This is a genomic window from Pelagimonas sp. (genome assembly GCF_058892305.1).
The window spans coordinates 1-12,344 of sequence record NZ_JBZXVN010000045.1 but is presented as its reverse complement, the minus strand read 5'-3'; the positions used below and the strand labels follow the sequence as shown (position 1 = coordinate 12,344).

Genomic DNA, 12,344 nt, shown 5'->3' with positions numbered 1-12,344 from the left:
TTACGCAGGAACCGGATTGGCCAGCAGGGATTGGGTGGCGGCGCGCACGTCGTCCTTGCGCATCAGGCTTTCACCGATGAGGAAGGTCCGCGCGCCATGGGCGGCCATATCGGCAAGGTCCTTGGGGGTGTTTAGCCCGGATTCCGAAATCAACATGCGATCCGATGGCACCATTTTGGCCAAATCGCGGGTGGTGTCCAAGGTGGTCTCAAAGGTTTTGAGGTTGCGGTTGTTCACCCCGATCAACTTGGATTTCAACCGCAGAGCACGGTCCATTTCCGGTGCATCATGGGTTTCGATCAAGGCATCCATGCCCCATGAAAAGGCAGCGTCCTCAAGCTCTTGGGCCTGGGCGTCCGACACGCTTGCCATGATGATGAGAATGCAATCGGCCCCAAGCGCGCGCGCCTCGGCGACTTGATAGGTGTCATACATGAAATCTTTGCGCAGGGCGGGCATGTTGGTGGCCTCGCGTGCAGCGACCAAAAACTCTTTGGCGCCTTGAAAGCTCGGCGTGTCGGTCAGCACCGAGAGACAGGTCGCGCCGCCGTCCTCATAGGCTTTGGCAAGTTTGGCCGGTTCGAAATCGGCGCGGATCAACCCTTTGGAGGGGGAGGCTTTCTTGACCTCGGAGATCAACCCATAGCCGGTTTTTTCGGCGGCAAATAGACGGTCGGCAAAGCCACGCACGGGCGATGCCTCACGCGCGGCGGCCTCAACCTCGGCCAAGGGGCGGGACGCTTTGTCGGCGGCCACTTCTTCAAGCTTGTAGGCTTTGATCTTGTCAAGAATGGTCGTGCTCATGAGGATGTCCAGTTAATCTCAGTGTTACCATTGGCTTTAAGCCAGTCATTCACCTTGGAAAAGGGGCGGGAGCCGAAAAAGCCGCGCCGGGCCGAAAGCGGCGAGGGGTGCGCGGTTTTCAATATCAGGTGTTGATCGCCGGTGATATGCGGCGCAAAGCCTTGGGCGTGGCCGCCCCAAAGCACAAAGGCGCGCGGCGATTTAGACAGGTCGCTCAACACCTGCTGCGTGAGGGGCGACCAGCCGAGTTTCTTGTGGCCGTTGGCCTCGCCCGCAGGAACCGTCAGCGCGGTGTTAAGCAACAAAACCCCTTGGCTGGCCCATCCCCGTAGGTCACCGGTGAGGGGCGCGCTGCCCAAATCCTCGACCATCTCTTTGTAGATGTTGCTCAAGGACCGCGGCAGTTTCACACCGGGTTCGACCGAAAAAGCCAACCCATGGGCATGGCCGGGTGTCGGGTAGGGGTCTTGGCCAAGGATCACCACTTTGACCTGCTCAGGGGGGCAGGCGTCAAAGGCGGCAAAAATTTGATGGCTGGGTGGGAGGATGTCACGCCCGTCTTGCGCCAGCTTTTCGGCAATGCCGGGCAAGTCATCGGAAAAGAAGGGCAGATGCGCCCAAGCCGCAGGAGGTGTTAAAGCCATGTCAAATTCCTGTTGCTCAAAACCGCCCCGGCAGGTGATCGGGGCGGGTGACAAGACATGAAGGGTTTAGGCGGCTTGGGTCGCTTTGGCCAGGGCTTCGATCTTGGCTTTGGCCGCGCCGCTGTCGATGCTTTCGCGCGCCATTTCGACGCCAACCCGCAAGTCAGCCGCCTTGCCTGCCACGGTCAGTGCCGCCGCCGAATTGAGCAAAACCGCATCGCGGTAAGCCGAATGTTCCCCGTCCAACAAGGCACGGAAGGCAACGGCGTTGTCTTCTGGTGTGCCGCCAAGGATGTCTTCGAACGGATGGAGCGGCAGGCCCGCGTCTTCGGGGTGCAGTTCAGCTTCGTGAATACTGCCATCCTCTTCGAGGGCGGCGACCCAGCTGATCCCGGAGATCGCCAGCTCATCCGTACCATCGGAGCCGTGCACCAACCACGCGCGTTCCGAGCCAAGCTGACCCAGAGTTTGGGCCATCGGGCGGATCAAATCGCGGGTAAAGGCCCCGGTCAATTGACGTTTCGCGCCCGCCGGGTTGGTCAACGGCCCGAGGATGTTGAAAATCGTGCGGGTGCCAAGCTCCATACGCACCGGCATGACATGCTTCATCGCCGGGTGGTGCATCGGGGCCATCATGAAACAGATGCCGACATCGGCCAGCGCCTTTTCAACAACATCCGCGCCGATCATGACGTTGATGCCCATCTGACCAAGCGCATCGGCGGCCCCGGATTTCGATGACAGGTTGCGATTTCCGTGTTTGGCGACAACCTGACCGGCACCCGCCACAACAAAGGCGGTGGCGGTGGAAATGTTCAACGTGCCTTTGCCGTCCCCGCCGGTGCCGACAATGTCCATCGCGCCACTGGGGGCCTTAACCGCGTTGCATTTTGCGCGCATGACGGCGGCGGCGGCGGAATATTCATCAACGGTTTCGCCACGGGTGCGCAACGCCATCAACAGGCCGGCAATCTGGGCCGGGGTGGCGTCACCTTCGAACAAAACGGTAAAGGCTTGTTCGGCTTCATCACGGGTCAACGGGCGATCAGCGGCGGCGCCAATCAGCGGTTTCAGCAGATCGCTCATGCTGGTTCCTTTGTCAGATCAAGAAAGTTTTGCAGCATCGCGTGCCCATGTTCCGAGCGGATCGATTCCGGGTGGAATTGCACACCTTGGATCGGCAGGCTTTCGTGTTGCAGCCCCATGATGGTGCCATCTTCCAGCTCGGCTGTGACCTGAAGGCAGGCGGGCAAATCATCGCGGCGCACCACTAAGGAATGATAGCGTGTGCCAAGAAGCGGCGAGGGCAGGCCTTGGAAGACGCCTTTGCCTTCGTGCTTGATCTCACCCATTTTGCCGTGAACGATTTCGTCGTGGCGCACAACCGTGCCGCCAAAGGCCTGACCAATGGTTTGATGCCCCAAACACACGCCCATCAACGGGGTCCGGGTTTCGGCGGCGGCCTCGGTCAGGGCAAGACAAATGCCCGCCTGATCGGGATCACAGGGGCCGGGCGACAGAAGAATGGACGACGGTTTCAGCGCCATCGCCTCTTGCACGTTTAGCGCGTCATTGCGGTGAACAACGACATCAGCGCCCAATTCGCCCAAGTAGTGAACAAGGTTGTAGGTAAAGCTGTCATAGTTATCTATCAGAAGAAGCATGGGTCTACGCTGTTATGGGTGGCGGCGGGCCGCTTGGTCGCGGTATACATGCACAGGCAGTCAGACCGGCGTCAAGGGGCGCGGGTCTCTCAGGACAAGTGCGATATGGCACGCAATGGGCAAAGAACGGGTGAGGAACGGCACATGGCACGGGGCTTTTTGAGCGGATCAATCTGGGGTGTGGTGATTTGTGGTGCGGCTGTTGGGGCGCTTTCGGTGGCGACCGGGCCGCTCAAGGACGGTTTAAAACCGGCCAATGATGCGCCTGTTGCCCCGGTTTCGGCCCCAGAGATGAGCGAAGCTGCGCCTGCTGATCCTGTGCCACAGGCGCCAGAAGCTATGCCAGCCAAGCCAGAGCCCGCGCAAACACCTGATACAGCCGACGTTGCAACAGATGCGCCAGAGCCATCAGCCTTAGATGCCGAGAAGGCAGAGCCAACAGAGGCCGCCGCAGCACCCGAAACCGTTGACCCCGCAAAACCGGGGCGCCGCCCAACTCCGGAAACCGCGTTTGAGACGCCTCAGGCACCGGGTGGAGCCTTGGATGCCCCCGAAGCCCCGTTTTCGGTTGGGGCCGACACGGCCTCGCCTGAACAGCCGGTAATTGGCGATGCCCCCGCCGCGCTATCCGGGGCCGAACCAAGTTCAGAGGCCGCCCAAGTGAGCGTCGCGACGGATGGCCCGGTTCAGGCCATTGCGCAGGCCGATATTCCCGGTGCACCCAAGCCAGAAACCTCGTTGGATATTTCTACTGACCCAGCCCAGCCACCGGTCCCCGCCGTTCCAACCGAAGAAACCGCTTTGTTGCCAGAGGGGGGAGAGGGCGATCTTGTCCCTGCGATTGAAGCAGAGGTTGCAGAGGACGCGGTTGTGGACGACCCCCAAGAGGCCCCCGAAACCGTTGCAGAGGTGGAACCGGAGCCAGAGCCAGAGCCGATCCCTGAACCTGTGGCGGACACGCCAGACCCTGAGCCCGAACCCGCGCCAGAACCGGCACAGGTTGCGGTGGTTGAACCTGAGCCCGAAGCGGCCGCCAGCCGTCCGTCGATTGGCAAACCTGCCGGGTCTTTGTTGAACCGTGATAGCGGTATAACAACGTCACGGTTGCCTCGTTTGGGGGGGGATGAGGCACCTGAGGCCGATACGCCGTTGGCGCAAACCTCTCCTTTGATCCAATTTGCAGCGACACCCAAAACCGCCCCAGCCGAAGGCCAACCGCGGATTTCGGTGATTTTGATTGACGATAAGGTCGATACTTGGGGGCCAGAGGCACTAAAAACGTTGCCGCTTCAGGTGAGCATCGCAATCCCGCCCTCTCACCCAGAGGCCGCAAAAACCGCCGCAGATTACCGCAAGCTGGGCTTTGAAGTTCTGGCGATGGCCGATATTCCCGTGGGCGCGCAACCCTCTGATGTCGAAGTGACGCTGAGCGGCACTTTGCAGGCCATTCCTGAGGCAATTGCCGTTCTCGAAGACCCGAACGGTGGCGTTCAATCCAGCCGCGCCGTGTCGGATCAAACCACTGCTTTTCTCGCTGAAAGCGGTCATGGCTTGGTCATGATGCCCAAAGGATTGAACACCGCCCAGCAATTGGCGGCCAAAGCCGGTGTGCCCTCGGCCAGCCTATTCCGCGACATGGATCGCGACAAACAAGACGCCGCCGCCGTGCGCCGCGCCTTGGACCAGGCGGTGTTCCGCGCCAAACAAGAAGGCTCGGTCATCATGCTGGGCCGTTTGCACGCCAATACCATTTCGGGGCTGATCCAATGGGGCCTCCAAGACAAAAACGCGGCCATTTCAATCGTACCGGTCTCGACAGTTTTAAAAGAGAGCGTGGAGCCATAAGGCGCTGAAATAAAAGAATTTGTCCAAAATGAACGGTGATGGTCCAACCCTAGGTTTCTGTCTTGGCGCGAAGTCACCAAGTTTTGTTTGATCGCTGCGAAATTGCCCCACCAAATGCTTCATTGTGTCAGCCGTGAAGGGAAGCAAATGTGCTCTTGTGGGGGACTGCTGAACTGAAAGCCGAGGTGCCGCCAGCGATCCCTCAGCTACAAATAAAATTCTATGCGAAATCTGGTCTGAGCCTTGCGTCGTGGCACCGAACATTGAGGCATCGCGTGGTACCCAAGACCCAAGACCATGTTTAGGCAATACCTTGGGGCATAAATGACAAAGAACCGCAGCTTTTTTCGCCGTCCTAGTTTGAGAATAAAAACCCGCGCCAAAGCTCTTGCGATTGCCGGGGTTCCATTGGTTCTGACTGTTTGCGCCGGGATCGTGACAGTTGTTAACCTTGATCGCATGTCCGAAAGCACGCATTGGGTCGAACATACCCATAATGTGATTGCCGAGGCGAACAGTATCGTTGCTTCCGCTGTTGACATGGAAACGGGGCTTCGGGGCTATCTCCTTGCAGGAGAGGAGGCCTTTCTTGAACCATATGTGTCCGGTGAACAAACTGCGTTTGAAACACTATCAGGATTGCAAGAGACGGTGAGCGACAATCCTCCGCAGGTCGAGCGCTTGGCAGAAGCGGAAAAAACGTTGCGCGATTGGCAAAAGCACATTGTTCAACCTTCCCTCGAGATGCGTAAAAAAGTCGGGGCGTCGTTGTCGATGGATGACGTGGCAAATCAGGTTCGAAAAGGCGAAGGCAAAGTTTATTTTGACTCGTTTCGGGCAATTATGGCTGAGTTCACAAGCATTGAGGCGGCGTTGATGATGGAGCGATCCGCCGCAAAAGAAGCCACATCAGATTTCACAAGAACAATCGTGATTGCCGTAACGGGTATTGCCATTTTGATTGGTGCAGTCTGTGCCATCTTGATAGGAGGCGACATTGCCAGAGGCGTTCAGCAAATCAATCAGGCCATGGGCCGGTTGGCAGGCGGTGACACCCAGATCAAGATAAAGGGGCTTAACCGCAAGGATGAAATCGGCGAAATGGCACGCGCGCTTGACGTGTTCAGGAATTCGATTGTTACCGTTAAACAACAAGAACGTGAAAAAGCGGCTGAACAGGCGCAGGAACAGACAGAGGTCGTTCAGCAGTTAAGTGACGGACTTGCTCAAATGTCTAAAGGTGATTTTTCATCCGGCATTGATCAGGCTTTTCCAACGGAATACGAACAGCTTCGCACTGACTTCAACGCGACCATTGCGCGGATGAATGACGCAATTGGCGCTGTCGTTGCTGCAACCTTGCGGGTGCGTTCTCAGTCCGAAGAAATTGACCAATCCACAGCCGAATTGTCACAGCGCACAGAAAATCAGGCCGCTACATTGGAAGAGACCGTGGCCGCGATGGAACAACTTGCTTCATCAGTGTCTGCAGGAGCAAACAGTGTGCGCAATGTCGAAACCTTGACGGCGGAAACCAAACAGGTCGCCGAGGACAACGTGGAAATCGTTGCCGACGCGGTGAAGGCGATGGATCAAATCAAGAAGTCGTCGACGGATATTGTTCAAATCATCAAGGTCATTGATGATATTGCGTTCCAGACCAATTTGTTGGCGCTTAACGCAGGGGTAGAAGCCGCACGGGCCGGTCATGCCGGCAAAGGGTTCGCTGTGGTGGCCACCGAAGTACAAAGCCTTGCACAACATTCCGCTGGCGCTGCAACTCAAATCCGACAGCTGATTGAAGAAAGCTCGCAACACATTGAACGTGGCGTTGGCTTGGTCAACAATACCGGAGAAGCCTTGCAAAACATCGGCACTCGAATTGCCAGTGTCTCAACTCATGTTTCGGAAATCTCCAAGGGTGCCGCAGAACAATCATCGGGGGTGCAGGAGATCAATGTTGGAATGTCTCAGCTGGATAGCGTAACTCAACAAAACGCAGCAATGGCCCAACAAGCAACGATCGTCACAAAATCGTTGAGCCGGGAATCTGAAGAAATGAACATTCTGATGGGGCAATTCATGCTGGAACAAACCGACGGCATGGCTGAAGACAGGGCAATGGCGGGGTAGGGCGACGATATTCCCTGCAAATTGCTGGATCCGATTCAAGGTCTTGGGCCGCGCGGAGCTTGAAAACGCTTAACGTGGAATACCAAGGCGAATCCGACGTGGTGGTGTTTTGGGAAACGCGGCTGCAACGACGTGTTCGATAGGCCGGATGACGTGATCAGAGTTGCGTCGTCTTGTGAAACGGGATGATCGATCATCCCGCAACCAAGACGCTGCAAAAGCGGGCTGCACATACGGTTCTACCCTTTTGGTTCGGAACCGGCATCATTCTCATGACATTTGTTCGTATGCGCGCCACAGGCCCTTTGAACCGGTGTTACGTTGCTACGTCTTTGCCCAATTCTTGAGGGTCGTTTCAAGGTCGCCATATCCGGTTTGGCGGCACTCGAATTGTAACCCCATACGTTCGGCGTGTTTCTGAGCCAGATCGTAAAGGGCTAAGTCGTCGGTTTGTGCCAGATAAACCAGTTTTTCGTAATTGCCAAAATACATTGGCAAGAGCTCGGGGTGGCGATCAAGACCCAATGGTTTCCACACAAAACTATCAAACTGGCGCACTAGAAAATCGGTTAGAAAGAACGAGGTGACTTCACCACGATCCTCAAAGGCTTGAACCCCGTCAAAAAACGCATAGCAATGTGGGCCTTGCACCATCTCGACGCCAAGCTCTTGGCAGGCATGTTGCAACACACCCCCGGTGCCGCAATCGGCATAGACCACGTAAATTCTCGAATAGCTGTCGCGATGTTTTGCAACGGCCTCGCGCACCGCGTCGGTGATGCGGTCGGGGTGGACATGCAAAATCGCCGGAAGGCAGGTGAGATCGAGGTGATCCCAGCCATTGCGTTTTTTGAGATCAAGGATTTCACGCGCCAAGGCCCCGCAGGCCAAAAGCAACACTTGCCCATCGCCGGATGGGGCCAAACCGTCGGCGGTTAGGGTGGTATCGTTAGGGGCGGTGGGTGTCGTCATGGGATACATGCGCCAGTCCCCAACGGGCCAATAGCGCGAATACGAGAAGAACAGGCAAAACGTTCAGAGCACCCCAAGTCGACATCGCCATGACGGTTACAGCAGCAGCGGCAATCACCGTAACTAACAAAAGCGCAAAGGATGTTACTGGCATACGACTCTCCTCTTCCTTGTCAGTATGTCGCATGAAACCGTAAAGAAAAAGGCCAATTTTTCAGAGGGTATTATTATTGGTTGTCGTCCATCGGCACGGTTTTGACAGCGGTGCCATAAGCGACGATTTCAGAGGCCCCTTTGGCGATCGCCGAGGTTTGCAACCGCATAGACACAATGGCGTTTGCGCCCAAACGCTCCGCATCTTCGACCATGCGATCCAAGGCTTGTTCACGGGCACCGGCCATCAGCGAAGAATACCCGCCCAGCTCACCTCCGACGATGGATTTGAGACCGGCAACGATGTCCGTTCCCACATGTTTGGCGCGCACGGTGGCTCCGCGCACCATGCCCAAAGTCGCCACCGTTTTGTGGCCAGCCACATTTTCCGATGTAATGATCAACACACTCAATACTCCACTTTGTCATAGTGATCGTCATCCGCATTGCGAAGACGTTCTTGGATCACTTTGTAAATGATATACCCCACCAAACCGGCGGGAATAAGCGCAAGCCAGCCATAAGGCACAGCAATTGCGGCAAAAATCAGAGAGGTCAGCCAGAAGGTCGCCGCAGTGCCAGCCAAACAACAAAATACAATCAAAACGAATTTATCTAAGGGCATCAAAATCTCCTACTCTCTACAAGATATAATGTCGTGCCCCGGTATTAAAAGACCCCAGCTAAGGCCGGGGTCTCAAAACAGAATCGCAAGGATGGGCGCGGTGTTACCCGGCGGCCAATTGGTTGTGCTTGCGGGCCATGAACTCTTTGGCGGTTTCCACGGCGACGGCCGCATCGCGGCAATAGGAATCTGCCCCAATGGCTTTGCCGAATTCTTCGTTCAGCGGTGCGCCGCCGACCAAAACGACATAGTCGTCGCGGATGCCCATTTCGACCATCGTGTCGATGACGACCTTCATGTAGGGCATGGTTGTTGTCAGCAGGGCGGACATGCCCAAAATGTCGGCCTCTTCGGCTTTAATCGCGTCGATATAGGCGTCGACGGCGTTGTTGATGCCTAGATCGACAACCTCAAAACCCGCACCTTCCATCATCATCGACACAAGGTTCTTGCCGATGTCGTGAATGTCGCCTTTGACCGTGCCGATCACCATTTTGCCCATGCGTGGCGCGCCTGTTTCCGCCAATAGCGGTTTCAGGATAGCCATGCCGCCCTTCATTGCATTGGCTGCCAAGAGAACCTCAGGGACAAACAAAATACCATCACGGAAGTCTGCGCCAACAATGGTCATGCCGCCGACCAAGGCTTCGGTCAGGATGCGGTAGGGCTCCCATTTGCGTTCCAATAGGATGTTTACGGCCTCTTCGATCTCTTCTTTGAGACCGTCATAGAGGTCGTCGAACATCTGTTGGACCAGCTCTTCATCATTCAGTTCGGAGAGGATGATGTCGTCTTCTTCGTCGGACATGGGGCGTTTCCTTTAGGCTGGCAGGTCGCGGCTGCACGTGATCTTAGGCGACTATTCTTCATTTTTTCCAAAGGACAAATGGCAAATTGCGACATTGGGCAATCTGGCAGCGACCTGAGGGCGGTGTTGGCGCAATTGTGTGTTGGGTTGCGCGATGTGTTCCTGTTGTGTTCTTATGTGGCGATGACTGACTCGCTTCGCCCTGTTGACCCCGATCGCCGCAAAGGTCGCGCCGCGCTGAGCCGTGATTGCGGACGATTTGAACGGTTTTCCAAAGTGGATGAGCCGGATGGTTGGGACATCCCCGAGGAGGTGCCAGCCATTCGGACCGAGGTGCGCGACGAAACCCCGCGCAGTGTGATCAACTATGTGTGTTCGCCCGACCTGCCGTTTGATCGAACGTTGAATCCGTATAGGGGCTGTGAACATGGGTGCATCTATTGCTTTGCGCGCCCGACTCATGCCTATCTGGGCTTGTCGCCGGGGCTGGATTTTGAAACCAAACTGATAGCGCGCCCCGACGCGCCCGAGGTTTTGGCGCGTGAATTGCGCGCGGGTAAATACCGTGTTGCCCCGCTTGCCATTGGAACGAACACCGACCCGTATCAACCGATTGAACGCGACCGCGGGATTATGCGGCGCTGTTTGGAGGTTTTGCAGGCCTTTAACCATCCCGTCGCCATTGTCACCAAGGGCGCGTTGATTGAACGGGATTTGGATATCTTGGCGGGTATGGCCGAGCGCGGTTTGGTACGGGTCGGCGTGTCGGTGACCAGTTTGGATGCGGATCTGAGCCGCAAGATGGAACCGCGTGCCCCAAGCCCTAAGCGTCGCTTGCAGATGATTGAACGCCTGACGGGGGCAGGGGTGCCCGTGCGGGTGATGGCGGCCCCGCTGGTGCCTGCGCTGAGCGATCCTGAGCTTGAGGCAATCCTGACGGCCGGGCGCGATGCGGGGGCGGATGCGGCGAGCTGGATCATGCTGCGCCTGCCGCTTGAGGTTGCCCCGCTTTGGCAAGAGTGGTTGGCCGAACACTATCCGGATCGGGCCAACCGCATACTCAACCATCTGCGCGATATGCACGGTGGAGAGCTGTATTCGGCGCAATGGAACAAGAGGATGCGCGGGCAGGGCGTTTACGCAGAGTTGATCGCTCAGCGGTTTCACACGGCGGTACGACGTCTGGGATTGGCGATCAAGACGCCGGCTTTGCGATGTGACTTGTTTCAGCCACCCTTGCGAGCCGGTGATCAGATGAGCCTGTTTTGAGCGGCGCGCACCAAATTCCGTCGACGGAATTTGCAAATTCCATGGATGGAATTTGGATACCGCGTACCAAGATCTAGCGCAGCCTTGTGACCGGTTTACGATTGCAAAAGATGACGGTTTGCCCGGCATTTTCCACGGCGCGGTACCCGCGTCTGTCCAATTCTGCCAAAAACCTGTCACGTCCTACAATCCTGTCGATGTCCTTCGTCTGGAGGCGCACGATCCCGCCCTCTGACGCAGCACGCGCAGAGAAGACGGACCGCATCCAGTCCTCAGGTCTTTGGTTGATCGGTACAATCTGCTTGTTCGACACATGGGTCATGGCCAAAGCCTGCCCATGCCATGGTTAAAAACGCTTTAACTTAACTCTTAACTACGGCGACGACGGTTACGACGTGCCGGAGCAGTCCCACCTTCGCCGGTCCCATCGCTTTCAGAGCTGAACCCACCCATTTTTTCCGCAATCAACTCCAGCGTTGGCATCTCACCCTTGGGCGTGTTTTCAAGCGCGGCGCGCATGGCCTTGAGGTGGTTTGGCATGGTGCCACAGCAGCCACCGATGATCCGGGCTCCTGTATCGCGCGCGAGCACAGCGTATTCACCCATCAGTTCAGGCGTGCCATCATAGTGGATATGCCCGTCGTGGTATTTCGGAATACCGGCATTCCCCTTGGAAATGATTGGTGTTTCGGTGCCTTGGGCAACAAACCCTTTGATGGTGCGCAACAGGTCAGAGGCCCCAACCCCACAGTTCGCGCCAAAGGCAATCGGCTTGTTGGGCAGGCTGTCGACCAGTTTGACCATATCGGCCGAGGTCACACCCATCATGGTGCGCCCAGCGGTGTCAAAACTCATGGTACCACACCAAGGCGCGTCGATATTGGCAAAGGCTTCGGCGGCGGCGCGGAACTCTTCGGGGGCCGAGATCGTCTCGACCCAGAGCACATCGGCCCCGCCATCGATCAACCCCTTGGCGGTTTCTTCGAACATCTCAACCGCGCTTTCATGGCTAAGCGAACCCGCTTCACCCATGATTTCGCCAGTTGGGCCAACGGACCCGGCAACAATGATGTCACGCGGGCAGGCGTCGGCGATTTCGCGGCCGAGCTCAGCGGCCAGTTTGGAAAGCTCATAAGCGCGATGACCGGCGTCATGCAGCTTGAGACGCGACGCATTTGCCCCAAAGGAGTTGGTCAAAAACAGATCAGACCCGGCATCAACAGCACCCCGATACAATGCACGGATTTTATCCTGTTCAATCTCGTTCCAAAACTCAGGCGCGTCGCCGGATTGCAGGCCCATATTGAACAGATTGGTGCCCGTAGCCCCATCGGCCAAAAGCCAATCACGGGTTTCGAGGGCGCGAGTCAATGCATTGGTCATGGGGTCTGCCTTTATAGGTTTGGGCGCGGTTTTTCACATCCTGC

General features: G+C 56.8%; 14 protein-coding genes. 3 read left to right on the top strand and 11 right to left on the bottom strand.

Going from position 1 to position 12,344, the window contains the following annotated elements; genetic code table 11:
* From trpC to AC5EFR_RS18300, 4 genes are all read right to left on the bottom strand, one after another.
* Complete coding sequence (trpC, locus tag AC5EFR_RS18315; RefSeq protein ID WP_493577189.1) at positions 1-804, bottom strand: indole-3-glycerol phosphate synthase TrpC; 804 nt, start codon at positions 802-804, stop codon at positions 1-3.
* Positions 801-1,448, bottom strand: coding sequence for a uracil-DNA glycosylase (locus AC5EFR_RS18310; protein WP_493577188.1), 648 nt, complete (start codon positions 1,446-1,448; stop codon positions 801-803). The genes trpC and AC5EFR_RS18310 overlap by 4 nt, the downstream gene beginning before the upstream one ends.
* A gap of 66 nt (positions 1,449-1,514) precedes the next feature.
* A complete protein-coding gene (gene trpD / locus AC5EFR_RS18305; RefSeq protein WP_493577187.1) occupies positions 1,515-2,534 on the bottom strand; it encodes an anthranilate phosphoribosyltransferase in 1,020 nt (339 codons plus the stop codon).
* Positions 2,531-3,112: an anthranilate synthase component II gene (locus AC5EFR_RS18300; protein ID WP_493577186.1), complete on the bottom strand. Its 582-nt coding sequence runs from the start codon at positions 3,110-3,112 to the stop codon at positions 2,531-2,533. Before AC5EFR_RS18300 ends, trpD begins: the two co-directional genes overlap by 4 nt.
* A gap of 144 nt (positions 3,113-3,256) precedes the next feature.
* Between AC5EFR_RS18300 and AC5EFR_RS18295 the strand changes: the two genes are divergently transcribed.
* Positions 3,257-4,957, top strand: a complete 1,701-nt coding sequence (locus tag AC5EFR_RS18295) for a divergent polysaccharide deacetylase family protein (protein WP_493577185.1) — start codon at positions 3,257-3,259, stop codon at positions 4,955-4,957.
* On the opposite strand, the gene AC5EFR_RS18290 is transcribed toward AC5EFR_RS18295, so the two are convergent.
* A complete protein-coding gene (locus AC5EFR_RS18290) occupies positions 4,934-5,452 on the bottom strand; it encodes a hypothetical protein (RefSeq protein WP_493577184.1) in 519 nt (172 codons plus the stop codon). The genes AC5EFR_RS18295 and AC5EFR_RS18290 overlap by 24 nt on opposite strands.
* Before the next feature lie 3 nt (positions 5,453-5,455).
* Here AC5EFR_RS18290 and AC5EFR_RS18285 point away from each other — a divergent pair, with 3 nt between their 5' ends.
* Positions 5,456-7,090 (top strand): methyl-accepting chemotaxis protein, encoded by a 1,635-nt coding sequence (locus AC5EFR_RS18285; RefSeq protein ID WP_493577183.1) that lies wholly within the window; start codon positions 5,456-5,458, stop codon positions 7,088-7,090.
* Between the two features lie 324 nt (positions 7,091-7,414).
* On the opposite strand, the gene AC5EFR_RS18280 is transcribed toward AC5EFR_RS18285, so the two are convergent.
* The 5 genes from AC5EFR_RS18280 to AC5EFR_RS18260 form a co-directional block, all read right to left on the bottom strand.
* Positions 7,415-8,062 (bottom strand): DUF1638 domain-containing protein, encoded by a 648-nt coding sequence (locus AC5EFR_RS18280; RefSeq protein WP_493577182.1) that lies wholly within the window; start codon positions 8,060-8,062, stop codon positions 7,415-7,417.
* The gene (locus AC5EFR_RS18275; protein WP_299924737.1) at positions 8,040-8,216 is read right to left on the bottom strand and encodes a hypothetical protein; all 177 of its coding nucleotides are present in this window, start codon (positions 8,214-8,216) and stop codon (positions 8,040-8,042) included. The genes AC5EFR_RS18280 and AC5EFR_RS18275 overlap by 23 nt, the downstream gene beginning before the upstream one ends.
* 73 nt (positions 8,217-8,289) lie before the next feature.
* Positions 8,290-8,622: a YbjQ family protein gene (locus AC5EFR_RS18270; RefSeq protein ID WP_299924735.1), complete on the bottom strand. Its 333-nt coding sequence runs from the start codon at positions 8,620-8,622 to the stop codon at positions 8,290-8,292.
* A gap of 2 nt (positions 8,623-8,624) precedes the next feature.
* A complete protein-coding gene (locus tag AC5EFR_RS18265) occupies positions 8,625-8,840 on the bottom strand; it encodes a hypothetical protein (protein WP_299924731.1) in 216 nt (71 codons plus the stop codon).
* A gap of 103 nt (positions 8,841-8,943) precedes the next feature.
* Complete coding sequence (locus tag AC5EFR_RS18260) at positions 8,944-9,648, bottom strand: corrinoid protein (protein ID WP_299924728.1); 705 nt, start codon at positions 9,646-9,648, stop codon at positions 8,944-8,946.
* Positions 9,649-9,831: 183 nt separating this feature from the next.
* Between AC5EFR_RS18260 and AC5EFR_RS18255 the strand changes: the two genes are divergently transcribed.
* A complete protein-coding gene (locus tag AC5EFR_RS18255) occupies positions 9,832-10,917 on the top strand; it encodes a PA0069 family radical SAM protein (RefSeq protein WP_493577224.1) in 1,086 nt (361 codons plus the stop codon).
* A gap of 369 nt (positions 10,918-11,286) precedes the next feature.
* Here the strand turns inward: AC5EFR_RS18255 and bmt are convergent, their stop codons facing one another.
* Positions 11,287-12,300: a betaine--homocysteine S-methyltransferase gene (gene bmt, locus AC5EFR_RS18250; protein ID WP_493577181.1), complete on the bottom strand. Its 1,014-nt coding sequence runs from the start codon at positions 12,298-12,300 to the stop codon at positions 11,287-11,289.
* Positions 12,301-12,344 lie beyond the last annotated feature (44 nt).

Bases quoted from the DNA above. Each gene is read 5' to 3' on its own strand.
- trpC (WP_493577189.1), bottom strand. From the start codon at position 804: ATGAGCACGACCATTCTTGACAAGATCAAAGCCTACAAGCTTGAAGAA.
- AC5EFR_RS18310 (WP_493577188.1), bottom strand. From the start codon at position 1,448: ATGGCTTTAACACCTCCTGCGGCTTGGGCGCATCTGCCCTTCTTTTCC.
- trpD (WP_493577187.1), bottom strand. From the start codon at position 2,534: ATGAGCGATCTGCTGAAACCGCTGATTGGCGCCGCCGCTGATCGCCCG.
- AC5EFR_RS18300 (WP_493577186.1), bottom strand. From the start codon at position 3,112: ATGCTTCTTCTGATAGATAACTATGACAGCTTTACCTACAACCTTGTT.
- AC5EFR_RS18295 (WP_493577185.1), top strand. From the start codon at position 3,257: ATGGCACGGGGCTTTTTGAGCGGATCAATCTGGGGTGTGGTGATTTGT.
- AC5EFR_RS18290 (WP_493577184.1), bottom strand. From the start codon at position 5,452: ATGGGTATGTTCGACCCAATGCGTGCTTTCGGACATGCGATCAAGGTT.
- AC5EFR_RS18280 (WP_493577182.1), bottom strand. From the start codon at position 8,062: ATGACGACACCCACCGCCCCTAACGATACCACCCTAACCGCCGACGGT.
- AC5EFR_RS18275 (WP_299924737.1), bottom strand. From the start codon at position 8,216: ATGCCAGTAACATCCTTTGCGCTTTTGTTAGTTACGGTGATTGCCGCT.
- AC5EFR_RS18265 (WP_299924731.1), bottom strand. From the start codon at position 8,840: ATGCCCTTAGATAAATTCGTTTTGATTGTATTTTGTTGTTTGGCTGGC.
- AC5EFR_RS18260 (WP_299924728.1), bottom strand. From the start codon at position 9,648: ATGTCCGACGAAGAAGACGACATCATCCTCTCCGAACTGAATGATGAA.
- AC5EFR_RS18255 (WP_493577224.1), top strand. From the start codon at position 9,832: ATGACTGACTCGCTTCGCCCTGTTGACCCCGATCGCCGCAAAGGTCGC.
- bmt (WP_493577181.1), bottom strand. From the start codon at position 12,300: ATGACCAATGCATTGACTCGCGCCCTCGAAACCCGTGATTGGCTTTTG.